The 23,086-nt window shown below is 69.1% G+C and carries 24 protein-coding genes; 5 read left to right on the top strand and 19 right to left on the bottom strand.

Annotated elements, in window-relative coordinates:
- Positions 1–21 precede the first annotated feature (21 nt).
- Positions 22–1,014, bottom strand: a complete 993-nt coding sequence (locus AC1MFI_RS11250) for an exonuclease domain-containing protein (protein ID WP_479816922.1) — start codon at positions 1,012–1,014, stop codon at positions 22–24.
- A 96-nt stretch (positions 1,015–1,110) separates the two neighbouring features.
- Between AC1MFI_RS11250 and AC1MFI_RS11245 the strand changes: the two genes are divergently transcribed.
- Entirely contained in the window at positions 1,111–1,749 is a 639-nt protein-coding gene (locus AC1MFI_RS11245; protein ID WP_479816921.1) for an HAD family hydrolase, read from the top strand.
- 22 nt (positions 1,750–1,771) lie between these two features.
- Here the strand turns inward: AC1MFI_RS11245 and AC1MFI_RS11240 are convergent, their stop codons facing one another.
- From AC1MFI_RS11240 to clpS, 8 genes are all read right to left on the bottom strand, one after another.
- Entirely contained in the window at positions 1,772–2,458 is a 687-nt protein-coding gene (locus AC1MFI_RS11240; protein ID WP_479816920.1) for a GNAT family N-acetyltransferase, read from the bottom strand.
- A complete protein-coding gene (locus tag AC1MFI_RS11235; protein WP_479816919.1) occupies positions 2,455–3,162 on the bottom strand; it encodes a DedA family protein in 708 nt (235 codons plus the stop codon). Before AC1MFI_RS11235 ends, AC1MFI_RS11240 begins: the two co-directional genes overlap by 4 nt.
- A 76-nt stretch (positions 3,163–3,238) precedes the next feature.
- Positions 3,239–3,865 (bottom strand): RdgB/HAM1 family non-canonical purine NTP pyrophosphatase, encoded by a 627-nt coding sequence (gene rdgB, locus AC1MFI_RS11230; protein WP_479816918.1) that lies wholly within the window; start codon positions 3,863–3,865, stop codon positions 3,239–3,241.
- The gene (gene rph / locus AC1MFI_RS11225; RefSeq protein ID WP_479816916.1) at positions 3,858–4,649 is read right to left on the bottom strand and encodes a ribonuclease PH; all 792 of its coding nucleotides are present in this window, start codon (positions 4,647–4,649) and stop codon (positions 3,858–3,860) included. Before rph ends, rdgB begins: the two co-directional genes overlap by 8 nt.
- Before the next feature lie 83 nt (positions 4,650–4,732).
- The gene (locus AC1MFI_RS11220; protein ID WP_479816915.1) at positions 4,733–5,530 is read right to left on the bottom strand and encodes an MBL fold metallo-hydrolase; all 798 of its coding nucleotides are present in this window, start codon (positions 5,528–5,530) and stop codon (positions 4,733–4,735) included.
- Complete coding sequence (gene murI / locus AC1MFI_RS11215; protein WP_479816913.1) at positions 5,527–6,438, bottom strand: glutamate racemase; 912 nt, start codon at positions 6,436–6,438, stop codon at positions 5,527–5,529. Before murI ends, AC1MFI_RS11220 begins: the two co-directional genes overlap by 4 nt.
- Positions 6,439–6,543: 105 nt before the next feature.
- Positions 6,544–7,119: a DUF2017 domain-containing protein gene (locus tag AC1MFI_RS11210; RefSeq protein WP_479816912.1), complete on the bottom strand. Its 576-nt coding sequence runs from the start codon at positions 7,117–7,119 to the stop codon at positions 6,544–6,546.
- A gap of 8 nt (positions 7,120–7,127) precedes the next feature.
- Positions 7,128–7,436: an ATP-dependent Clp protease adapter ClpS gene (gene clpS / locus AC1MFI_RS11205; protein WP_479816911.1), complete on the bottom strand. Its 309-nt coding sequence runs from the start codon at positions 7,434–7,436 to the stop codon at positions 7,128–7,130.
- A 135-nt stretch (positions 7,437–7,571) separates the two neighbouring features.
- Between clpS and AC1MFI_RS11200 the strand changes: the two genes are divergently transcribed.
- Positions 7,572–8,888: a nicotinate phosphoribosyltransferase gene (locus tag AC1MFI_RS11200; RefSeq protein ID WP_479820855.1), complete on the top strand. Its 1,317-nt coding sequence runs from the start codon at positions 7,572–7,574 to the stop codon at positions 8,886–8,888.
- Positions 8,885–9,508, top strand: a complete 624-nt coding sequence (locus tag AC1MFI_RS11195; protein ID WP_479816910.1) for an isochorismatase family protein — start codon at positions 8,885–8,887, stop codon at positions 9,506–9,508. The genes AC1MFI_RS11200 and AC1MFI_RS11195 overlap by 4 nt, the downstream gene beginning before the upstream one ends.
- A gap of 66 nt (positions 9,509–9,574) precedes the next feature.
- Here AC1MFI_RS11195 and AC1MFI_RS11190 read toward each other — a convergent pair whose 3' ends face one another.
- From AC1MFI_RS11190 to AC1MFI_RS11180, 3 genes are all read right to left on the bottom strand, one after another.
- Entirely contained in the window at positions 9,575–11,404 is a 1,830-nt protein-coding gene (locus tag AC1MFI_RS11190; RefSeq protein ID WP_479816909.1) for a DEAD/DEAH box helicase, read from the bottom strand.
- Complete coding sequence (locus AC1MFI_RS11185; protein WP_479816908.1) at positions 11,346–12,815, bottom strand: MFS transporter; 1,470 nt, start codon at positions 12,813–12,815, stop codon at positions 11,346–11,348. Before AC1MFI_RS11185 ends, AC1MFI_RS11190 begins: the two co-directional genes overlap by 59 nt.
- Before the next feature lie 120 nt (positions 12,816–12,935).
- Positions 12,936–13,238 (bottom strand): DUF3039 domain-containing protein, encoded by a 303-nt coding sequence (locus AC1MFI_RS11180; protein WP_400483883.1) that lies wholly within the window; start codon positions 13,236–13,238, stop codon positions 12,936–12,938.
- A gap of 160 nt (positions 13,239–13,398) precedes the next feature.
- On the opposite strand from AC1MFI_RS11180, the gene AC1MFI_RS11175 reads away from it, so the two are divergent.
- On the top strand, positions 13,399–14,700 hold the full coding sequence (locus AC1MFI_RS11175; RefSeq protein WP_479816906.1) for an HNH endonuclease: 1,302 nt from the start codon (positions 13,399–13,401) through the stop codon (positions 14,698–14,700).
- Between the two features lie 8 nt (positions 14,701–14,708).
- On the opposite strand, the gene AC1MFI_RS11170 is transcribed toward AC1MFI_RS11175, so the two are convergent.
- Together AC1MFI_RS11170 and AC1MFI_RS11165 are read right to left on the bottom strand one after the other, a co-directional pair.
- Positions 14,709–15,374, bottom strand: coding sequence for a PKD domain-containing protein (locus AC1MFI_RS11170; protein WP_479816904.1), 666 nt, complete (start codon positions 15,372–15,374; stop codon positions 14,709–14,711).
- 308 nt (positions 15,375–15,682) lie between these two features.
- Positions 15,683–16,114 (bottom strand): DUF6318 family protein, encoded by a 432-nt coding sequence (locus tag AC1MFI_RS11165; RefSeq protein ID WP_479816903.1) that lies wholly within the window; start codon positions 16,112–16,114, stop codon positions 15,683–15,685.
- A 10-nt stretch (positions 16,115–16,124) separates the two neighbouring features.
- On the opposite strand from AC1MFI_RS11165, the gene AC1MFI_RS11160 reads away from it, so the two are divergent.
- Complete coding sequence (locus tag AC1MFI_RS11160; protein WP_479816902.1) at positions 16,125–16,328, top strand: hypothetical protein; 204 nt, start codon at positions 16,125–16,127, stop codon at positions 16,326–16,328.
- A 230-nt stretch (positions 16,329–16,558) separates the two neighbouring features.
- Here the strand turns inward: AC1MFI_RS11160 and AC1MFI_RS11155 are convergent, their stop codons facing one another.
- From AC1MFI_RS11155 to AC1MFI_RS11135, 5 genes are all read right to left on the bottom strand, one after another.
- Entirely contained in the window at positions 16,559–18,124 is a 1,566-nt protein-coding gene (locus tag AC1MFI_RS11155) for a transporter (protein WP_479816901.1), read from the bottom strand.
- A complete protein-coding gene (locus AC1MFI_RS11150) occupies positions 18,106–18,915 on the bottom strand; it encodes an ABC transporter ATP-binding protein (RefSeq protein ID WP_479816900.1) in 810 nt (269 codons plus the stop codon). The genes AC1MFI_RS11155 and AC1MFI_RS11150 overlap by 19 nt, the downstream gene beginning before the upstream one ends.
- Before the next feature lie 62 nt (positions 18,916–18,977).
- Positions 18,978–20,090 (bottom strand): NADH:flavin oxidoreductase/NADH oxidase, encoded by a 1,113-nt coding sequence (locus tag AC1MFI_RS11145; protein ID WP_479816899.1) that lies wholly within the window; start codon positions 20,088–20,090, stop codon positions 18,978–18,980.
- Between the two features lie 50 nt (positions 20,091–20,140).
- Positions 20,141–21,097 (bottom strand): co-chaperone YbbN, encoded by a 957-nt coding sequence (locus AC1MFI_RS11140; protein WP_479816898.1) that lies wholly within the window; start codon positions 21,095–21,097, stop codon positions 20,141–20,143.
- A 53-nt stretch (positions 21,098–21,150) separates the two neighbouring features.
- Positions 21,151–22,941, bottom strand: a complete 1,791-nt coding sequence (locus AC1MFI_RS11135; protein WP_479816896.1) for a DUF8094 domain-containing protein — start codon at positions 22,939–22,941, stop codon at positions 21,151–21,153.
- Between the last annotated feature and the right edge of the window lie 145 nt (positions 22,942–23,086).

The raw sequence follows: 23,086 nt of genomic DNA, 5'->3' as shown, positions 1-23,086 counted from the left end.
CGGATACCTACCGCGAGCGGGCTACTGGCTCTCCGCGGGCCACCGGCCGCCGGTCATCTGCAGGAACTCGGCCTCCGAGAGCACCTCGATCGCCTGGCCCCGCTCGTGCAGTTCCAGGACGCGCCGTGCCTTGCCCGTCACGCGGCCGTTGCGCAGGTCGGATGCGACGAAACCGTCACCGACCACGAGGACCGTGGTCCTTCGCGTGACGGAACTCGCCGGTTGCGCTCCCAGGCGTGCCGCCCGCTCCTTGGCCTGCGGGCGCGGGATACCGAGGTTCCCGGTGAAGACGACGGTCTGCCCGTAGAGCGGGTGCCGCGGGTCGGCCTGCGCGTTGGCATGCGGGTTCTCGCCCTCCTCGGGCCAGCCCGACCACCCCGACGGTGAGGATCCGCGTTCGAGTGCCGTACGCGTCGCCTTCGACAGCTCGTCAACGCCCGGTGCGTACGGCTCGGCGCGGGACAGCGGGAGGTTGTGGTGACCGAGGACGTCCTCGACCGTCGGGGCGCCGTACCGGCGGGCGATGTCGATCATGATGCCGGCGCACGCCCGCGCGTCCTCGACGGCGTCGTGATGGTTGAGGAGCGGCACGCCGGCTGCCTCCGCGACGAACGGCAGGGAGTAGGACGGGAGCGAGTAGCTCTTGCGGGAGAGCACCACGGTGCAGGCGTAGTCCCAGGCGGGGCCCGCGAGGGCGGAGACTTCGAGCGCCGACCGGATGACGCCGAGGTCGAAGGCCGCGTTGTGGGCGACCAGGACGTCGGAGCCGATGAAGCCGCCGATCTCCGGGAAGAGGTCACCGAACCGGGGGGCCTCCTCGACCATGCCGGACGTGATGCCGTGGATCGCGATGTTGCGGGAGTCGAAGTGGTCGTGGCCTACGGGCGGGCGCATCAGCCAGGACGCCTCTTCCACGACCCGGCCGTCCCGGACCTTCGTCAGGCCGACGGCACACGGGGAGCCGCGGAAGCCGTTCGCCGTCTCGAAGTCGATGGCCGTGAACGCGATTCCCACGTGTACCAGTTTACCGCCCGCTTCCCCACCCCCAGTTCACTCAACGTTAACCGCCGGACAGCCGCGCGTGCGCCGGGGTTGGCCATAGGCTGAGGCATGGCCCGCAATGACAGCTCCCGCCGGTGGTACCTCTTCGACTACGGCAACGTGGTCTCCACCTCCCCGACGCCCGAGGACTGGGGGCAGCTCGCGGAAGCGACCGGCGTGCAGGACCTGCAGGCGCCCACCTCGACCTACTGGCAGCACCGCCACGCCTACGACGCCGGAGCGCTGACCTCCGACGAGTACTGGTCCCTCGTCTGCGGCCAGCGCGTGGGAGCGGTGAGATCCGGCTGGCTCGACATCCTCGACGACAACCAGTGGTCCCACCCGAACCTGGAGACGCTCGACGTCCTCGAGGACCTGGACGCGCGGGGCGAGCGACTGGCCCTGCTCTCCAACATGCCGGCGGCCATGGTCTCCCAGTTCATCGATGCGCCGTGGACCAGCCTGTTCCAGCGCCTGTTCTTCAGCTCGTCGCTCGGGCTCGTAAAGCCGTCTCCGGAGATCTTCCGCCACGTGCTGTCGGAGCTCGCCGTGGCACCGGACCTCGTGACCTTCGTCGACGACTCTCCGGCCAACGTCGCTGCCGCCCTGGCCCTGGGGATCGACGCCCGGCTGTTCGAGCCGTCGTCGGACCTCTCCCGCCTGCTCTCGACGCCCGCGGCCGCCGAGCGGCCCTTCCCTCGGGCGTAGGGACACCGGATCCCCGGCCGGCTCAGGCGGCCGATCCGGTGGTGAGGAACGCGAGCGCGTCCCTGGCTCCGCGCACCTCGGCCGTCCACCCGGGCCGGAGGAAGTCCTCGCGGGCCAGCACCAGGTTCTGCTGTACCTGGACCTCGCCCGGGCGGCCCTCCACCAGGTCCGTCCCGTTGGGGACGTACCCGAGTCGCCGGGAGACGCCGAGTGACGCCGTGTTCCAGTCGGCTGCCTCCGAGACGGCGGACGTGGCGCCGAGGTGATCGAACGCGAACTGCAGCACGGCGGCGCGCATCTCCGTGCCGAACCCCCTGCCGTGGACGGACCGCGTGAGCCAGGATCCGGAGCCGACGCGCCGCAACAGCGGGAAGGAGCGTGCCATGAGGTCCTGCACGCCGATGACGCGCCCCTCCTGGAGGACCGCGAAATTGATGGTCCAGTCCTCGGGCGACACGCCGGCCCGGATGCGCCACTGGTGCCTCGCAGTCGCCGGGATCAGGACGTCGCGTGGTGCGTCCGTCCACGGGACGCTGAACGGCATCTCGGCGGGGTCGTGCACCCCGGCCAGGACAGCGTCAACCAGGTCCGGCAGGTGCTCGTCCCGGACCGGGGTCAGGACGAGGCGGGGCGTGGTGAGGACGAGCCCGAACAGCGGCCAGACGCGGACCAGCGGGTCCGGGGCGCGGTCTCCGGGACCGGACGTCACTGCACCCGCTTCCCGGCGCGGTGCTTGCGCACCTTCGAGAAGACGAAGTAGACGGCGAACAGCACGACGGCGACGATCACGATCTTCTGGAACGTGTCGGCGTACTGCTCCACGATGTGCCAGCTCTCCCCGAGGAAGAAACCCGCCATCACGAAGATCGAGTTCCAGATGAGGCTGCCGGCCGTGGTCAGCAGCAGGAACTTGCCGAGAGGCATGCGTTCGATGCCGGCCGGTATCGACACGAGGCTCCGGAAGAGCGGGATCATGCGGCCGAAGAACACCGCCCGGTAGCCGTGCCGGTTGAACCAGGCCTCCACCCTGTCGACGTCCTCGAGATCGATGAGGGGCACCTTGGACACCAGGCGGCGCATGCGGTCGCGCCCGAGCCAGGCTCCGAGCGCGTACAGCGCGTAGGCGCCGACGACCGAACCGAGGGTGGTCCACAGGATCGCCTCGAACAGGGAGAAGTTGCCGCGGCTGGCGGTGAATCCGGCCAGCGGCAGGATCACCTCGCTCGGCAGGGGCGGGAAGAGGTTCTCGAGCGCGATGGCGAGCCCGGCACCGGGGGCCCCGATGGTCTCCATCAGGTTCACCGCCCAGTCCGTGACGGCGCCGAGGGCGGAGCCGTCCGACGTCGTGGTCGCCGTCGCGACCTGGAGCTGGGCTGTCTGGATGCTGCTCACGGTGGTATTCGTCCCTCTCATGGTCCGTCCTGCCGGACGGCGTGTGGTCCTGGTGGTTCCTTCGGTGCTGCGGTCCTGCCGGATCCAGGCGCGCGGCTCAGGAGAGCGCCTCGACGAGGTGCGGCAGCAGGGCGCGGAAGGCGATGCCCCGGTGGCTGATGGCGTTCTTCTCCTCGGGTGCCAGCTCCGCGCAGGTGCGCTGCAGTCCGTCGGGCACGAGGATGGGGTCATAGCCGAAGCCGCCGTCGCCGCGGGGTGCCGTCAGCAGGGAACCGCGCAGTTCGCCTCGCTCGGTGCGGTTGTGCTGCCCGGCGAAGGGGTGCGCGATCGCCGCGGCGCAGACGAAGGCCGCTCCGCGTCGCTCGGCGGGGATGTCGGCGAGCTGGGCCAGGAGGAGCTCGAGGTTCGCGGCGTCGTCTCCGTGCCTGCCGGACCACCGGGCGGAGAAGATCCCGGGAGCGCCGCCGAGGACGTCCACGGCCAGGCCGGAGTCGTCCGCGACGGCGATCAGGCCGGTGGCCCGGGCGGTCTGTTCCGCCTTCAGCAGCGCGTTCTCCTCGAACGTGACACCGGTCTCCACCACGTCGGGCGCGCCCGCCGCGGCAGCGTCGATCACCTGCGTGTCGACGTCGAGACCGGGCACCCGGCCGCGCAGCAGCTCACGCAGTTCCCGCAGTTTGCCGGCGTTGCGCGTGGCGAGGACGAGCCGGGGTGCGTCAGCCACCCTGCGAGTCCCGGAGGGTGTCGATCTGGATCCGGGCGAGCTGGGCGGTGCCGAGCAGGGCGAGGTCCAGGAGCGCATCGAGCTCCGCGCGGTCGAAGGGGGCTCCCTCGGCGGTGCCCTGCACCTCCACGAACGTGCCGGAACCGGTGACCACGACGTTCATGTCCGTCTCCGCGCGCACGTCCTCCACGTAGGGAAGATCCAGCATCGGGACACCGTCGATGATGCCGACGCTGATGGCGGCCACGGTGTCCGTCAGCGGAGAGGCCGAGGCGGGGATGAGCTTCTTGTCCTTGGCGTACCGGATGGCGTCGGCGAGCGCCACATAGGCGCCCGTGATCGCCGCGGTCCTCGTGCCGCCGTCAGCCTGCAGCACGTCGCAGTCGAGCACGATCGTGTTCTCGCCGAGCGCCTTCGTGTCGATGATCGAACGCAGCGAGCGGCCGATCAGCCGGGAGATCTCGTGCGTCCTGCCGCCGATCCTGCCCTTGACCGATTCCCGGTCCGACCGCGTGTTCGTGGCACGCGGGAGCATGGCGTACTCCGCCGTCACCCAGCCCTTGCCCTCGCCCTTGAGCCATCGCGGGACACCGCTGGTCAGGGACGCCGTGCAGAGCACGCGCGTGTTCCCGAATTCGATGAGGGCCGATCCCTCGGCCTGCTTGGACCATCCGCGCGTGATGCTGATGTTGCGCAGCTGGTCGGGTGTCCTGCCGTCCGCCCGCAGGACGGGGGTTGCGGCGCCGGCGGAGGGCGGAACGGGCGTGGAATTCGCGGAGGTCATGATTTCCAGTCTAGACGGGAGCACATGGGGAATTGCTGGTGGCGTGACGCCCGGGGGTCTGCCGGGTAGCCGCATTCCGGCCCTCAGACCGTGTAGGAGACCCCGGCGACGGCGACAGCGAGGTGGCCGTGATAGCTCTGTCGGGCTTCTGTGACGGCCACGTTGGCGTCGTTCCACACCGGCAGGTGGGTCAGCAGGAGGCGCTTGGCGCCGGCCCGGGTGGCGACGTCGCCCGCGCGCCGGCCGGTCAGGTGGACGCCCGTGATGGCGTCGTCGCGGCCCTCGTGGAAGGCGGCCTCGCACAGGAAGATGTCCGCGTTCCGGGCCGCGTCCACGAGCCCGTCGCAGGCATCCGTGTCCCCGGAGTAGGTCAGGACGTGGGGGCGGGGGTCACCGTGCTCATCCGCTTCGGCGACCTCCACCCGCAGGGCATACGCCTCCTCGATGGGGTGCAGGACCTGGTACGGCGTGATCGTGAACGGCCCGACCGACACCGGGGCACGGTCGGACCAGGAGCGGAAGTCGAAGTCCTCGTGCATGCCGGGATCGAGCTCGAGCCCGTACGCACTGGCCATCCTGTCCGCGGTCGCGGCCGGTCCCCAGACGGGGATCCGGGGCAGCCCCCAGCCCGCCGGGTCCCAGTGGACGGCCACGTGGAGACCGCACAGGTCCATGCAGTGGTCCGGATGGAGGTGGGAGAGGAACACCGCGTCGATCTCCCGCAGGTCCATGTACCGCTGCAGGGCCCCGAGCGATCCGTTGCCCAGGTCGAGGAGGATGCGCCAGGTGCGGCCCTCCCACTCCGCGCTGAGCAGGTAGCAGGAAGCCGGCGACTGCGGCCCGGGAAAGGAGCCGCTGCATCCGACGATGGTGAGTTTCATGCCCGCGGGAATCCGGCGGCGGCGATCATCTCGGGCGTGATGCGTGCGAGGCTGCCGGTCGGGTACTGCGCGGCGACGTGATCCACGTGCTGCACGGCGAGCACCTCCGGGCCCAGGAACCTGCGGGCCAGCACCTCGAAGCTGCCGGCGTCGCCCGTCGCGATGAAGCGGTGCACGGCCGGCGCTTCGTCGCTGCGCTCGAGGCCGTGGGAGACGAGGGCCCGGTAGACGTCCTTGGCCGTCTCCTCCGCACTGGAGACGAGGGTGACGGCGTCGCCCATCACGTAGGAGATGACGCCCGTGAGCAGTGGATAGTGGGTGCAGCCGAGCACGAGCGTGTCCACGCCCGCGTCCTGCAGGGGCCGCAGGTACTCCTCGGCCGTCCGCAGGAGGGCCTCTCCCCCGGTGATCCCGGCCTCCACGAACTCGACGAACGCGGGACACGCGACCGAGGTGACCTCGAGGTGAGGTGCGGCGGCGAAGGTGTCGTCGTAGGCGCGCGAGCCGACGGTCGCCGTCGTCCCGATCACGCCGATGCGCCCCGATCGGGTGGAGGCCACGGCACGGCGGACGGCGGGCTGGATGACCTCGATCACGGGGATGCCGTACCGGGCGGTGTAGCGCTCGCGGGCGTCGCGGAGCACGGCGGCCGACGCCGAGTTGCAGGCGATGACGAGGAGCTTCACGCCCGAGTCGACGAGCTCGTCCATCACGCCGAGCGCATGTGCTCGGACGCGGGCGATCGGAAGGGGTCCGTAGGGTCCGTTCGCCGTGTCGCCGACGTACATGATCGATTCGTGGGGCAGCTGGTCGATGACGGCTCGCGCGACCGTCAGTCCGCCGACGCCGGAGTCGAAGATGCCGATCGGCGCCCCGCTGCGGTCCGTGTTCTCTGGCTCTGGGCTCATGGTCCTCTGACAATAGGACGTGTCGCGGACGAAAACTATCCGCTGTTCCGTGGGTTTTGTCACAGCCTGCCGATCATGGTCCGCGGCGGCAGGCGGCGTGGAGGATCAGCGTTCCAGCCGGACGGCCTTCAGCATGGCCTGCACCAGGGATTCCTGCAGCCAGGTGATGAAGTTGTACACGAGAGCGAGGTAGGACTCGACGTCGTCGACGTCCTTGGAGTCCGCGATGTCGTGCAGCCGCTCGGCGTCCTCCTCCGTCTCGATGCTCAGACGGTCGGCGAGGACCAGTCGGACGTCGTTGAGCGCCTGGGCGAAGAGCCTCGCCTGCTCGTCGTTGAGCGTCATGGGGCTCGACTCGATCAGGAGGGCGGTTCCGCGCAGCGCCCCGATCTTCTGCTCGCGGAGGGAGCGCTCCGTCAGGCGGCGGAAGGCCAGCGCCTCGTCGTCGTCCCCGCGGACGGCGTCGGGCAGGAGACGGCGGACGGCGGAGTCATCGGGCGGGGCGGCCTCTGCATCAGCACCGGCCATGCCGACCAGCGCGGCCAGTGGATCGTCGCTGGGAGCCGTCTCGGGCTCGAGCATGGAGATGACGTCGTCGAGCAGCGCGCCGAGGAGGCGCGCCTCACCCGGCTCCAGCGCTCCGGTGATTCCGCGGCGCGTGGACTTGAAGGCTTTGGCCATGGGTGGGCTTACTCGCTTCCGGCTTTTTCGAAGGTGGCCCACAGTCCGTACGAGTGGAGCGCGACGGTGTCCTGCTCCACCTTCTCGCGGCTGCCTGAGACGACGGCGGAACGGCCCTGCTCATGCACTTCGAGCATCAGGGTCCGTGCCTTGGCCTCGCTGTACCCGAAGTAGGTCTGGAACACGTAGCTCACATAGCTCATGAGGTTCACCGGATCGTTCCAGACGACCACGACCCACGGCTGGTCCAGGGCGGTCTTCTCGGACGTCCGTACCTCTTCCAGGGTGTCCGTGCCGGTTGCAAAGCCTACTGTCATGCCTTCCAGTCTAGGTGGGATCAGCGCCGCCAGGTGGCAGGGTACTCACACGGCGGAGGCCCCGCTATCGTTTTGAGGGTGACCAACGCCCTGACCTCAGATCCGCCCGCCACGACCGGATCGGAGCCTCCCGTCGTGAACGCGCCGAACAGCGCGCTCTTCACCGACCAGTACGAGCTCACGATGCTGCAGGCCTCCCTGCACTCGGGTGCGGCGCACCGCCGATCGGTCTTCGAGGCCTTCGCTCGCCGCCTTCCCGCGGGCCGTCGCTACGGCGTCGTCGCCGGCACGGGCCGCCTGCTGGAGGCGCTGGCCACCTTCCGCTTCGACGACGCCCAGCTCGCGTTCCTCAGCGACCACCGCATCGTCGACGACACCACCCTTTCCTGGCTGAGGGACTTCCGCTTCACGGGCTCGATCTCGGGTTACGCGGAGGGCGAGGCCTACTTCCCGAACTCCCCCATCCTGACGGTGGAATCGACCTTCGCCGAGGCCTGCATCCTCGAGACGCTCATCCTCTCCATCCTCAACCACGACAGCGCCATCGCCTCGGCGGCGTCCCGGATGACGGGCGCCGCCGCCGGCCGGCCCTGCATCGAGATGGGCTCGCGCCGCACGCACGAGGAAGCCGCCGTCGCCGCCGCCCGTGCCGCCATCATCGGCGGCTTCGCCAGCACCTCCAACCTCGAGGCGGGCCGCAGGTACGGCCTCCCCACGGTGGGGACGGCCGCCCATTCCTTCACCCTGCTGCACGACTCCGAGCGCGCGGCCTTCGAGGCCCAGGTCGCCTCGCTCGGTCGCGGCACGTCGCTCCTCGTGGACACGTACGACGTCGAACAGGGCGTCCGCACCGCCGTCGAGGTGGCGGGACCCGAGCTCGGGGCCGTCCGCCTGGACTCCGGCGATCTCGTGGCGCAGGCGCGTTGGGTACGCGAACTCCTCGACGACCTCGGCAACCACACCACCAGGATCGTCGTGACGTCGGACCTCGACGAGTTCGCGATCGGGCTCCTCGCCTCCGCCCCCGTGGACTCCTACGGCGTCGGCACGTCCCTCGTCACCGGCTCCGGAGCACCGACAGCGGGCATGGTCTACAAGCTCGTGAGCCGGCAGGACGACGACGGCGCCTACGTCTCGGTGGCGAAGGCCGCCAAGAACAAGGCGTCCGTCGGCGGACTCAAGCACGCGCTGCGCCGGCTCGACGGGAGCGGTACGGCGCAGGCCGAGGTGGTCGGGATCGGCATCAGCCCGGCCGACGACGGCAACGACCGCCCGCTCATCCAGCAGTTCGTCCGGGACGGAGCGGTCCTGTCCGGCTGGACCGGCCCCGAAGCGGTCCTCCGCGCCGCCGAGCGCCACACCCGGTCCCTCGCCGAGCTGCCCGGGGCCGTCCGCCGCCTGCAGCGCGGCGAACCCGTGATCCCCACCGAGTACGAGGAGGCAGCACCATGACGCGCGCACTGATCATCGTGGACGTCCAGAACGACTTCTGCGAGGGCGGCTCGCTCGCCGTCGACGGAGGGGCGCAGGTCGCGGCCGACATCAGCGACCACATCGACGAGCAGGCCGGCTCGTACGACTACATCGTCGCCACCCAGGACTGGCACATCGACCCGGGCAGCCACTTCTCCGAGACGCCCGACTTCGTCGATTCCTGGCCCGTCCACTGCGTCGCCGACACGAAGGGCGCGGACTTCCACCGCGACCTCGATACCGAGAGCGTCGACGCCGTCTTCCGCAAGGGCCAGTTCGAGGCCGCCTACTCGGGTTTCGAGGGCGTCAAGGCGCCCGACGACGAGGTGCCGACCGGCGACCAGAAGCTCGGCGGCGCAGCCGTGGACAGCGACGAGGATCCGATGACGCTCGATGACTGGCTGCGGGACCACGAGGTCGACGACGTCGTGATCGCCGGCCTGGCGACGGACTACTGCGTCCGGGCCACGGCGCTCGACGCGCTGCAGGCCGGATACTCGGTCACCGTGATGGCCGACCTGACGCGTGGCGTGCACGAGGACAGGTCGGAGGACGCCCTCGACGAACTCGAGTCCGCGGGCGTCGAGCTCGTGCGCTAGCTCTTCCGGACGAGAAGGCCGGGCTGTTCCAGCCCGGCCTTCTCGTCCGGTCCTGCTTCCTGCCCGCTACTTCTTGCCGATGAACCAGTCCTGCAGCTTCTGCAGTCGGCGCTGGAGCTGGTCCTCGTTCGCCTGGGCGACGGCGGGACCGCCGCACTGGCGGCGCAGCTCGGTGTGCACCTGGCCGTGCGGCATGCCGGTGCGCGCCGCCCATGCCGAGACGTTCTTGGCGAGCTGGCCACGCAGTTCGGTGAGCTGCCGGTGGTCCACCACGAGCGGCTCGGCCGCGGCCACCGCCGTCGGCCCGGCCTTCCGGCGGGACTGCTGCTCATGCTGGCGCTGGCGCAGCAGCTGGCCCATCTGGTCGGCGTCGAGCAGGCCCGGGATGCCGAGGAAGTCGAGTTCCTCGTCGCTGCCCATCTCACCACCGGTGCCGAATTCACCGCCGTCGAACAGCACGCGGTCGAAGGAGGCCTGCGACTCGAGTGCCTCGAACTTCTGCTTGGTCAGGGAGTCGGATGCCTTGTCCTCGCGGTTGGCGGCCTCCATCAGGCCGTCCTCCAGGCCGAACCCCTCGTCGTCCTTCTCGGGGCGGTCGAGGGCGTGATCGCGTTCGAGTTCGAGCTGGTTGGCGAGCGCCATGAGGTTCGGCACGGACGGGAGGAAGATCGACGCCGTCTCCCCGCGTCGTCGTGCACGGACGTACCGGCCGACGGCCTGGGCGAAGAACAGCGGAGTGGCGGTCGAGGTCGCGTAGACGCCCACGGCGAGGCGGGGTACGTCGACGCCCTCGGACACCATGCGGACGGCGACCATCCAGCGCTTGTCGCCCTCGGAGAACTCCTCGATCTTCGAGGACGCCTTCGCGTCGTCGGACAGGATGACGGTCGGGGACTCCCCCGTGATCCGCTTGAGCTGACCGGCATAGGCGCGGGCGTCGTCGTGGTCGGTCGCGATCACGAGGCCTCCGGCGTCGTGCACCGTGCGCCGCACCTCGGTGAGCCGCTTGTCGGCGGCTGCGAGGACGGCCGGGATCCACTCGCCGGCAGGGTTGAGCGCGGTCCGCCAGGCCTGTGCGGTGATGTCCTTCGTCACCGCAGCCTCGCCGAGCGACGCGGCCATCTCCTCGCCCCCGCTGGTCCGCCAGCGCATCTGCCCGGAGTAGGCCATGAACATGACCGGGCGGACCACGTGGTCGCGGAGTGCCTGGCCGTAGCCGTAGGTGTAGTCGGCGCGTGAACGGCGGATGCCGTCCCTGTCCTCCGCGTATTCGACGAACGGGATGGCAGCGGTGTCGGACCGGAACGGGGTGCCGGTGAGGGCCAGGCGCCGGGTCGCGGGCTCGAACGCCTCACGGATGCCGTCGCCCCAGGACAGCGCGTCGCCACCGTGGTGGATCTCGTCGAGGATGACGAGGGTGCGCGCGGCCTCCGTCTTGGCGCGGTGCAGCATGGGCTTGCTCGCGACCTGCGCGTAGGTCACCGCGACGCCGATGAAGGCGCCTCCGTGGCGGCCGTCCGCGTTCTTGAAGTTCGGATCGATCGCGAGGCCCACCTTGGCCGCGGCATCGGCCCACTGCCGCTTGAGGTGGTCGGTCGGCGCGACGACGGTCACGCGGTTGACGATCCCGCGTTCGACGAGCTCCGTCGCCACCCGGAGGGCGAACGTCGTCTTGCCCGCGCCGGGGGTGGCGACGGCGAGGAAATCGCTCGGTGCATCCCGGAAATACTTCTCCAGCGCCTCGCTCTGCCACTGGCGCAGCTTGGGGGCTGTCCCCCAGGCGGCGCGCTCCGGATATGCGGGAGGCAGGGCTGCGCCGGCACCGAACAGGGTGTCATTACTCACGCCGGGACAGTACCTTCCATTGACTTCTTGGGGTGAGGACGGGGCCGCCATCGGATGGCCGTGCCCCTCTCAGACCCGAAACTATACCTGCCCCCGTGAACACCCACAGAGCCAGCCAGATCGCAACAAAGGTCGGCACGTGTCCCGCGTCGTCGGGATCGTGCAGGAGGGCGAAGAGTGCCCCGGCACCCGCCGTTCCCGCCACACCGCCGAGCTGGTCGGAGATCTGCAGCGCAGCGGAATTGCGTCCCTGCTCGCCCTGCGGGGAGAGCTTCAGCACCAGCACGGAGGTGCTCGAGAGCGTCATGCCCATCGCGAAGCCTGACAGCCCCCACACGACGGCGAGCACCCAAAGCGGGGCTTCGACGGCGGTCGCGAGGGCGAACCCTCCCAGTGACAGCGACAGCACCGAGGACCCCGCCACCAGCAGCCACTGCCGCCCGAACGTGACCCGCGCCTGGACGAAGGACCCTGCGCTCCACCCGAGGGCTCCGGCGCTCAGGGTCAGGCCCGCCGTGCCCGGATCGATTCCGCGGGAGTTCACGAGCATCAGGGGGATGAAGGCCTCCGTCCCGAAGAACGCCACGTTCACGATCCCGCGCGTCGCGATGATGCTGGGCAGTCCGCGGGCGAGGACCAGGGTGCCCCTGGGCAGGAGCGAGGGAAGCACGGCCAGGGCCACGGCGATGCCCGCGGCGGCCAGGGACACGAGGGCGATGACCGTCCCGCGTGGGGGATCCGCCGAATCGGCGAGGTGGACGACGGCCCACTGCGCGGCGAAGACGCCGCCGGCCAGTGCGAACCCCCGGAGGACCCGCGTCTTGGCCGGACCGGCGTCGGCCGCGTCCATGGCGCCCAGGTCCTTCGTCTTCGGCCACACGATGAGGACGGCGGCGACCACCACGGGCGCGACGCCGAGGAACACCCACCGCCAGCCGAACTCCTGGGTCACGAAACCGGCCACCACCGGCCCGATGAGCGCCGGGAGGACCCAGGCCGCGGCCAGCCACCCGAACACCACGGGTTGTGCCCGTTGCGGGAAGGACCGGCCGATCACGACGTACACCGCCACGATCATGAACCCGCCACCGAGTCCGGACACCGCGCGGCCCACGGTGACGAGCCAGAAGTCCGGCGCCGCTCCTGCCGCCAGGAGACCGAGGATCATGAGTGACATCCCGACGGCCAGGGCCGGGCGCGGGCCCTTGCGGTCGCACCACGAACCGGCGACGACGGTCCCCAGGAGTGATGCCGTCAGGTACATCGAGAAAGCCAGGCCGTAGCTCGATTCGCCGGACAGTTCGTCCGCGACCACGGGCATCGCGGTGATGACGGCCATCGCCTCGAAGGCCGCACACGTGATGATGGCCAGAATGCCGATGGTGAGAGGGCGCAGCCCGGGAGACATCGCTCCCGTGGGCTTGTCCCCCGCCCCGCCGGACGTCCTGCTGGCCTTGCTCATTGCACCTGGTGTTCTACTCGGGGTGGGACTGTGGGTTTCCGGGTGGCTGGAGCCCGGCGCTCTCTGCTACGCGGCGTCGCCCCCCGCTACCGCTGGCACCCTTCACCGGCGGCGCCTCGTTCAGCCCTTCGGCTTGTCTCCGCCACCCGGCCGCAGCCCGTTGTATATCTCCTTGCATTCAGGACAGACAGGGAACTTCTCCGGGTCCCGGCCCGGGGTCCACACCTTGCCGCAGAGTGCGATCACGGGCTCGCCGGTGAAGGCGGACTCCATGATCTTCTCCTTGCGGACGTAGTGCGCGAATCGCTCGGCATCTCCGGGTTCGACCTCCTGGCGTACCTCCTCACGTTCCAGGGTGGCCGTCGAGCCGCCCGTGCCCGGATCGAGCGGATCGTTTGCGAAGGGATCTGGAGGCATAGTCATGGGCCCAGTCTATCGCTCGGCCCTCTCGATGGTCAGGCGTCCCGGCAATACTCCGGTTGCCGCACGCTCCACGACGGGGTGTCGAGGGGTGCCGAATTATCGTTCCTCAGAAATATGTGCGGGTGCCAGGAATGTCGGTGGCGGGTTGGAGAATGATGTCATGCGCAGCGATCCGGAGCATTTGGCGGAACTCGAACGGTTGTCCGCTCGAATGCTTTCCTTGAGTGCCGCAAAAGCGCGGATCGACGCCGAGATCGCCGACACGACCGAGGAATTGCGCACAGTCTTCGAAGACCGCATGTTCCAGAAAATGCTGAAGACGCCGAACAACAAGTCCTGCGACGTCCGCCGCCGAACGAACCTCGCCGACACCACGACCGCCACGGAAGTGGCGTGCCTGCTGCGAATCTCCGAACGAACGGCGCACCGACTCGTGCAGAATTCCGCACTTCTGGTCAACCACTACCCGAAAACACTGGATGCGCTCCGCGCGGGATCCATTTCGTGGGGGCATGCAGCGGCCCTGCTGCACGAATACGCTGGACTGCCTGACGCTACGGCGGCACATCTCGAATGTGCTCTCCTGCCCGTTGCGGAGAGCACCACCGTGCCCCGCCTGTCCTACCGGGCGCGCCGCCTCAGGACGCGACTCCACCCCGTCGTGCTCGATGACAGGGCTCGTGCCGCCTCCGCGCGCCGATGCGTCGATTTCGAGCCTGCGGACGATGCGATGGCCTGGCTCCACGTCCATCTCCCCGCCACCGATGCCTCAACCATCGACGCCCGACTGACCCACGCTGCCCGCGGACTACAAGCACAAGACGAGCGACGGTCCCTCCCGCAGCTACGGGCCGACATCCTGACGGATCTCCTCCTCGAGGAGCACCTGCCGGTCGTCGACGGGCCCGCTGATGACGCCGAGGGCGAGGGAGATCGGCTGGGCCGGCGGAGTGCACCTGCCAATGCCACCGCCGGCGACGGTTACGGGGTTCGAGCACACATCAATGTCACCGTCCCTGTCCTGACTCTGCTCGGCGTCGACGACGCACCCGCAGATCTCGAGGGCTACGGGCCCATACCCGCTGAGATCGCTCGGAGGCTCGCAGCACATGCTCCCTCCTTCACCCGGTTGCTCACTCATCCCGAGTCAGGGGCGGTGCTCAGCGTCGGCCGCACCACGTACGCCGTGCCGGCCGACCTGAAGAAATGGCTACGGGTCCGCGACCGGACCTGCAGACATCCGGGCTGCTCCGTTCCGGCATCGCGTTGCGAACTGGATCACACGAAACCTTGGTCGCACCAGGGGACGACGTCGCACGACAACCTCGCGCATCTCTGCCGCAAGCATCACATGCTCAAGAGTGAGGGGATCTGGCGCTATGACCAGCCGTCGGCAGGCGTCCTGACGGCAACATCACCTGGCGGAACCTACGACTGCGCGCCCGAAGTCCTGCTTGCCTAGCTTCCCGATCACCGGGTCGGGGCCTCGCAGCCGATCCCGGCCGGGTTCTCGATGCAGTTCTGACTGACGTTGTGCCCCTCGGTTCGCCAGATACTCATGAGGTGGGGCGGTGACACCACGGCTGCTTCACCGGCCACCGGCTGGAAAGGACCGCCGTCCACGGAATAGTCGCCCGCGAAGAACGTGGTCAGCGTGAGGTTGAAGTCACCCGTCTGGCCGTACTGATGGCTCGTCGGGGTCTGGGTATCGAAGGCACCACCTGCCACCGGACCGCCAGGGCTGGTCGTCCTCGCCGTGGTGCCATCTCCGTAGTTCCATTGGTAGGACACCGGTCGGGCCTTCAGCACGACCATCGCGTCCTGGAACTGGAAGGTGAACTCCTGTTCCGTGGCCTCGGCGTAGATGTTCGAGTGCGCGTTCCGTAGGCCGAAGTTCAGGGGCTGGGAGACGATCGTCGCTGCAAGCACGGGTTGCTTCTGGAATTCCTCGAGAGTGATGACGATGGGAGCTTCCTCCGGCGCTTCCGCTCCCTCGATCGGCGGATCGGGCAGCTGCCCGGGGTACATGCACGACGATCGGCCGGTCGGTGTCTGCGTTGCCGGCTGCACGTTGCTGTTCACTTCGATCCAGTTGACGAGGACACCGCCGTCCTGAGCGTCGCATTGAGCATTCATTGTCGGGCACGTTGCAGGGTTGAGGTCACTACCACTTCCGGCCGTACACGCGCGCTCGTAAACATAGTCAAGACCGTCCTCATTCGGTCGATTAATTGACTCAATCGCCGGCCGACTATCTACGGGACGGTCTACCTGCGGTGACCCAGGGCTAACCATCTTCGAATGATTCTTGCCTATGAAATTGTTCCCCGACGTCTCGACGATTGGTAAGGGCTCTTTTGATTCCGCCATTGCTTGCGCTGGCGGCAGAAGGTAGCCCGGCAGGGTAGAGACAATAGCTGTCAGAATTATCCTGGCACTGTTAATCATGACGTTCCCTCGGGCGCCCCGTAATCTAGAATCAGCCAACTGCCTTCGTCATACAGAGCATTTATGACATCAAATGCGGCAGGGTCTTGCTTAGGGACAGTTCTGGCGATGGACCCGTCTTTTTCGAAATACTCAATTTCAGATTGCTGGTTCTCTACGTATGCTGTCACGGAACCGCTGGTCGTTGCCTCGAAGGCGGTATCGAAGGAGATGATGTTTACCTCTGCTCCCCGTAACCATCGACCCTGCCCGTAAAGTTCGTTGACCGCGGACTTGATGCTCGAGCAGGTGCGACACCCGGCATCAGTTTCGTCGTCAAAGGCGGCCCAATCGTTCGTTATGTACGAGTAGCTCAACAGGTCGAACCAATACTTGGTGAACGCCTCGAGCCCCTCGGCCGAGTTCTGGTCCGCCAGTGCCGGCTTCACGGGGACAGGGATGTTGGCGGCCGGACCGGCCGCGGACGCCGGTGAGGGACCAGGCGTCGCCGAGGCGGTCGGGGTGGAAGCGGACTCGACGGTCGGGGCCGCCGACGACACCTCGTCGGATGGCGGGTTCGCTGAGGGGTCGCCGTCGCCCTGGCAGCCGGTCAGCAGCATCAGCGCTACGACCGCTCCCGCCAGGACCGGCACCGCCCGCTGACGAGCGCTCGCTTCGGCCCCTGGACCCAGATCTGAACCCGCAGAGATCACGCCACTCCCCCATCAAAGTCGGCCGCCGCCCGGAATGGGCCCCAGCATAGCCCGAAGCGGTCCAGCTGCTACAGGTTGTGCACAGTCGAATTCGGCCGGAATAGCCAACTACATGAGCGACCCTTGTCAGGGGTGGGAAGTCCCCTTATTATCCGCGCCCGTGGCGACGGGACAGGAGAATCAGCGATTGCTCGAGACGGCCAGCAGGAGCTCCGGCGCCCGGCGGTCGTACCATCGGCCACCGACACGGACACCGACCACCAGCAGAATCGCACCGAGAGCCAGTCCGACGAGCAGGTTCAGCCAGCCGAACAGAGCATTCCCGGTGACGAGGTAGGCGATGGTCAGGGCGATCTCGGGAAGCGACAGCAACAGCATCACGAACCAGCCGACGAACTGCACGGCGAACATCAGGAAGTTGGTACCCGGTGGCGTCTTGAAGGCACTCTCGCCAGGAAGCGGGACGTTGTAGGTGTACCGCGCCGACACGACGCTCGACAGCCCCGCGCCGGTCAGCAGGAGACCGATCGACAGGCCCAGCATCACCGGCAGGTCCTGCGCCCGCCCCGTGATCAGGAGCGGCACCACGGTGAAGACAAGTGTGACCGGCAGCGCGAAGACCAGCAGCGCGGCGACGCGTCCCAGTCGGTCGTCCCGTCCGCTGACACCCGTGGACAGGTGGAGGCTGAAGGCCGTGTTGTCGTAGGAGATATCGGCGGAGATGGACCACGCCAGGAGGAACGCGGTGATGGGCCCGAGGAACACGAAGGCACCACCCGACGCTCCACCGGAGAAATACAGCAGTACTGCGATGAACGGGACCACCACGAGCGATGCGAAGTACCGCGGGTCGCGCAGCCAGTAGGTGAGGGCCCTCGCTCCCACGGCACCGGCGGGCGTCGCGGGGAAGCGCCCGAACCAGCCGAGGTTCCCGCCGGCACGTTTCGCGACGGCGTTGTAGGGAGGAGTAACCAGGGCGTGGCCGAGGCTGCGGCTCCACAGTGCGAGGAACAGCACCAGCGTCACCACCCCGATCAGGAATCGTACGACGGCGAGACCCGCGTCACCGGCCGCGACGTCGGCCGGCGCCGCCCAGAGAACGCCGAGCGGGGTCCAGGCCAACACATCGGCGAGGGATGCGGCGAAGCCGGGCGAGTTCTGGAAACCGGCCGTCACGCCCGCGATGATCGGCCCGAGGAAGATCAGCGGAATGAAGGCGACGATCCCGTTGACGTCCTTGAAGCGGCGGGAGCCCGTCATCGAGGACACCGCCGTCGTCACGAGCCGGGACGCGACGACGCAGAGGAGGACGGCGACAAGTCCGCACACGAGCGCCGTCAATGCGGCCGCGGGGTACCGGATCCAGGTGAGCACCTGCGCCAGGGCTGCGATCAGCGTGACGATGCCGGGGATGCCCACCAGCCCGCCGAGCGCGAGCCCGATCAGCAGCTGTCGCATCGGGATGGCGAAGGTCACGAACCGCGCCGGGTCGAGCGTCATGTCGATGCCGGTCACCGCGATGGGGATGATGATCCACCCGAGCACCGCCGCGGAGCCGCCGAGCACGAGGATGGTGCGGATGAGCTCGAGGTCCGCGGCGCCCAGGAGCACGAGACCGACGACGAGGAACGACAGGACTCCCAGCCCGTACAGCCCGCCGAGGATCATCCCGATGAGTTGCGCGGTGCTCCGCTTGAACGTGTTGCGGAGCAGGAGGAGCTTCAGCCTCAGGAGGTCCGCAACCACGACAGCCCTTCCGAGGTGTTGCGACCGCCGACGAGCTCCACGAAGCGGTCCTCGAGCGTCGCGTCTCCCCGGACCTCGCCGACGGTCCCGGCGGCGAGGACGGTACCGCCGGCGATGACCGCGACGTGGTCGCACATGCGCTGGACGAGATCCATGACATGGCTGGACACGACCACCGATCCCCCGGACCGGACGTAGCCCGTCAGGATGTCCCGGATGTTCGCCGCCGAGACGGGGTCAACGGACTCGAAGGGCTCGTCGAGGACCAGCAGCTTCGGAGCATGGATCAGGGCGGATGCCAGGGCGATCTTCTTGGTCATGCCCGCCGAGTAGTCCACGACCAGGGTTCCGGCGTCGCTCGTGAGGTCGAGGGCGCGCAGCAGGTCACCGGCCCGCTCGACGACAGTCTCACGATCCATCCCTCGGAGCAGGCCCGCATAGGTGACCAGCTGCTCGCCCGTCAGCCGGTCGAACAGCCGGACGCCGTCGGGCAGGATGCCCATCAGCTTCTTCGCCTCCAGGGGCCGCGCCCACACGTCCACCCCGTGCACGAGCACCTGCCCGTGATCCGGGCGCAGCAGGCCCGTCGCCATCGACAGCGTGGTGGTCTTGCCGGCTCCGTTCGGACCGACGAGCCCGTAGAAGGACCCCGGCGGCACTTCGAGGCTCACGCCGTTGACGGCGATCTTCTCACCGAAACGCTTTGCGAGGCCGCGGATGCTCAAGGCGGCCGTTCCGGCCCTGGCATGGGGATTGTCCGCATCGGACGGTGTCGGCACGGGGGAACTCATGCTTCAACGCTAGCAACGCCCGCTCGCGCCGCTCGTCATCCCAAAGGAGGAGAAGGAGCCGGTCAGAACGAGCCGGCGCGCTCGTACTGCGCCGCGGGGTCGAGATCGTGTCCGAGCTCGTGGGCCGCTCGCATCCACCAGTGCGGGTCACGCAGGGCGGCCCGCGCAACGAGAACGACGTCGGCCCGCTCGCTGCGGATCACCTCGTCCGCCTGGCGGGGGTCGCTGATGAGGCCGACGGCGCCCGTCGGTACTCCCGAGGAACGCACCTCCTCGGCGAGGGCGACCTGGTAGCCCGGCCCCACGGGAATCGACGCCGCCGGTACGGCGCCCCCGGAGGAGACGTCCACGAAGTCCACCCCTTCCTCGGCGGCGCGCTTGGCCAGCCGCGCGGAGACGGCACCGTCGAGCCCGCCCTCCGTCCAGTCGGAGGCGGAGATGCGCAACAGCAGAGGCATGGCCTCCGGGATCGCACGCCGGACCTCGCGGACCACGTCGAGCGTCAGGCGGAAGCGGGCCTCCTCGGAGCCGCCCCAGCCGTCCGTCCGGGTGTTGACGAGCGGCGAGAGGAACTGGTGGAGCAGGTAGCCGTGCGCGGCGTGGATCTCCACGGTGTCGAAGCCGGCTTCCACGGCGAGCGCGGCAGCCGCTCCGAAGTCGCGGATCACCTTCGCGATGTCCTCCTCCGTCATCGCGCGCGGCGCGGCGTACCTGCCGAAGGCTTCTTCCGTGGGGCCGAGGGTCTGCCAGCCGCCCTCCGACCCGGGCACGGAATCGTGCTTACCGCTGAAGGGCCAGTAGGTGGACGCCTTGCGTCCGGCATGCGCGAGCTGGACAGCCGTCTTCGTGCCGACGGCGCTGTGCTCGTGGATGAAGTCGTTGATGCGGCGCCACGCGTCGGCCTGCTCCTGCGTGTAGATCCCGGCATCACGGGGGCTGATCATGCCTTCGTGGCTGACCGCTGCGGCCTCGGTGATGATGAGCGCCGCTCCCCCGGTCGCGAACTGCCCGAGGTGGACGAGGTGCCAGTCCGTCGGCACGCCGGCAGCCACCGCGGGATCGCACGAGTACTGGCACATCGCCGCCACCCAGCCGCGGTGCGGGAGGTCCAGTGAACGGAGCGAGATCGGATCGAAGAGGCCGGGCGTGCCGGCCTGAGCAACTGCGGAAGTCATGGCATCCTCTGGGCGTCGGACGGGTGGGGTGGTGCGGAGGGCAGCAGTGCTTAGAACAGGGCGCGGGCGAGGGCGCTGCGGGCCTTGGTCACGCGCGGGTCGGAGACCCCCACGACGTCGAACAGTTCCAGCAGGCGCTTGCGCGCCACGTCCCGGTCCTCGCCGAAGGTCCGCCCGATGAAGGCGATGATCCGATTGAAGGCGTCCTCGATGTGCCCGCCGGTGAGGTCCAGGTCTGCGACGGCGAGTTGGGCGTCCACGGCGTCGGGCTCGTCCGCTCCGCGCTGCCGTACCGCGGCCGCGTCCATGTCCTGCACGCGCTGCATGAGTTCCACCTGCGCCAGCCCGGCCTTCGCCTCGGCGTCGGCGGGCTGCTCGGCCAGTGCGCGGCGGTAGGCCCCTGCTGCGGCGGCGTAGTCACCGGCTTCGATGGCGTCGAACGCCTCCTGGTGCAGGGGCGGCAGGGGCGGTTCTTCGGCACCGGCCGGGCCGGGCTGCGAGCCGTCGTTGAGCGTACCGGTCACACCGTTCGCCTCGGCGACCTTCATGAGCTCATCGAGGTACGCGCGGATCTGGGGGTCCGGAAGGACACCCTCGAACAGCGGCACGGGCTGGCCCTTCACGACGGCGACCACTGTCGGCGCACCCTGTGCCTGGAACGCCTGCGCGATCTGCGGCTGCGCCTGGAGGTCGACGTTCGCGAGCAGGATCAGGCCGTCGAACTCGACGGCCGCCGCTTCCAGGACGGCGGTCACCTGGTTCGACTGCTCGCTCCACGTGGCCCGGAGGTTGACGACGACCGGCACCTGCGCGGAGAGCTGCACCAACTGAGGGAAGGTCTGCTCCGTCACCTCGACGATGTACGGGCTCGGAGCCGCTGCGGCCTGTCGTGCCGCCGCCGGGCGGGCAGCCGCATCGGCGCGTGCCTTGAGCGCGGACAGGTCCACCGCTCCCCGCAGGTTCATGCTCGACGGCGGCATTCCGCCCCGCTGTGCTGGTGTGGACAATGCTCTGCCTTTCTCTGACTACTGCTGGTGGACGCCTGGTGGGGGTTGCCCGACTAGCGGAGCGTGGCGGACAGCAACTGCTGGGCGGCCCCGATGACCCGGATCTTATCGTCGCTGCCGGCGGGCGGTACGTACATCATCACGGCCTCGCCGTAGTTGACGTCGATGCCCTTCTCGCTCGTCTCCGTTCCGGTCAGCGACTGGTACACCGTCCCCTTGAGGTCGATGGTGTCACCCGCGGCCTTCGGCACGCTGGAGTACGTGTGCGTCAGGTAGCCGAAGACCATCGCACCGCCGTCGCCGGTCAGCAGGGCCTGCGTCCGGTCGGTGCCTGCCTTGTGGACGAAGGTGATGGTGGCTGCCGTGTTGCCCGGATCCGCCACCACGCCGGACTGGAACTCTGTGATCGCGGCGGCGAACGAGTTCTTCTCGAACGTTCCCGCGTTGGCGCCGGACGGCTGCGTCAGGAAGTCCGCGATGGACGCGACGGCATCCTGCGGTGCGGTCGCGAGCGCACCGGGCTCGTCGAGCGGGACAGGGCCCGTTGCTCCGGGAGCAGGCGGCGAGGGGAAAGTGGTCCCCGGCAGCATCTGCACGGCCGACGCCAGCTTGTAGTTGTCCCGTGGGGTGTCCTGGACGAGCAGGAGCGCCTGCGGCACCGGATTCTCGTCCCCCTGGGTCAGGGCGACGATCGTCCGGGGCCACTCCGGATCGGTCGGGACCATGTCCAGCAGCAAGGGATCTGCGGCGACCGGCGCGAGGGCGGCGGCGCCCGTGTCCTTCGCTCGCACCGCATAGGAGCCGGTCCGCAGGTCGAGGGCGGCGCCGGCGACGCGCGGTGCCAGGCGCCGCGCGTCGGACGCGGCGTCGGCGTCCGCGACCGTCGAGGCGACGGCGGCGAGGATGCGTTTGAGCTGGGTGTCGAGCACGACCGGCGGACCGCTGTCCCCGCTGCCGGCCGAGGGCGCACCGTTGGCGGCGGACGTCGGCGATGCACCGGAAGTGCTGGAGGACGAGGCTGTGGCGGAAGGAGTGGCGGAAGGAGTGGCGGAGACGCTTCCCGAGGGCGACGGCGACGTGGTCGCCATGCCGGGGGCTATGCCGAGCAGCGATCCCGCGCCGACCAGGCCCGCGACGACGAGCACCGGGCCGGGCGCGGCGATGGACGCCGCTCCCCCGGACGTGCCGCCCGTGGCGTGGCGCCGGGCGTGGGCGCGGGTACCTTCGACGGCCTCGGCCGCCCGGGCGCCACCCCGGCTCCGCGGGGCGATGAGGAGGAGTGCGATGCCGAGGACGACGACGAGCGCGCCGCCGATGATCAACGGCAGGGCGAACGGGGTGGACTGGTCATTGGGTCGCGTGATGGACACCTGCGTGGGAGCCGGCGCCTGGCCGTCGGCTGCGAGCAGGATCGACCAGTCTCCCTCCACGGGTTCGCTCCAGCGGTAGGTCAGCGTCCCGTCGCCCGGTTCCTCGGTGGTCCAGAGATCGCTTCCGCTGGGATACGGGACGGCGTCCTCACCCTCGGAGTACTCGGAGGACAGCGTGTCCTCGCTCACGCCGTTCACGCTGAGGTGGGCAGCATCACCGACCCACGCCTCGACGTCCGATGCCCGCCCTACCGCGAGGGTGAAGGGACCCTCGGCCTCGACGGTCACCTCGACCGATCCATCGGCGTCGCCCCGTGAGCCGGATTCGATCACGGTGACGGGCCCCGACCGCGCGTCCTGCGCGACACGTGCGGTCACCGTCTCGGCGGGGGCCCAGACAGTCCGCTGCCCGATGCCGAGAAGCATCAGCAGGAGCCCTGCCACGATGATCGCTACTGCTGTCTTTCCACGCACTGGTTGCCTATCGTCGTCCGTTACGGCGGACCGCGTGGCCCCTTCCGCTCTGATGGCCCGCAGCAGGGCATGCCGCTGCGGCAACTCCTCAGGAATAGTCACCCAATGGTAACGAAGTTCGTCCGGGGAGATGGGCGCGGTGCCG

Source organism: Arthrobacter sp. BC5 (assembly GCF_056680255.1).
The sequence above is the reverse complement of the archived record's forward strand: the minus strand, read 5'-3'. Positions and strand labels throughout refer to the sequence as shown.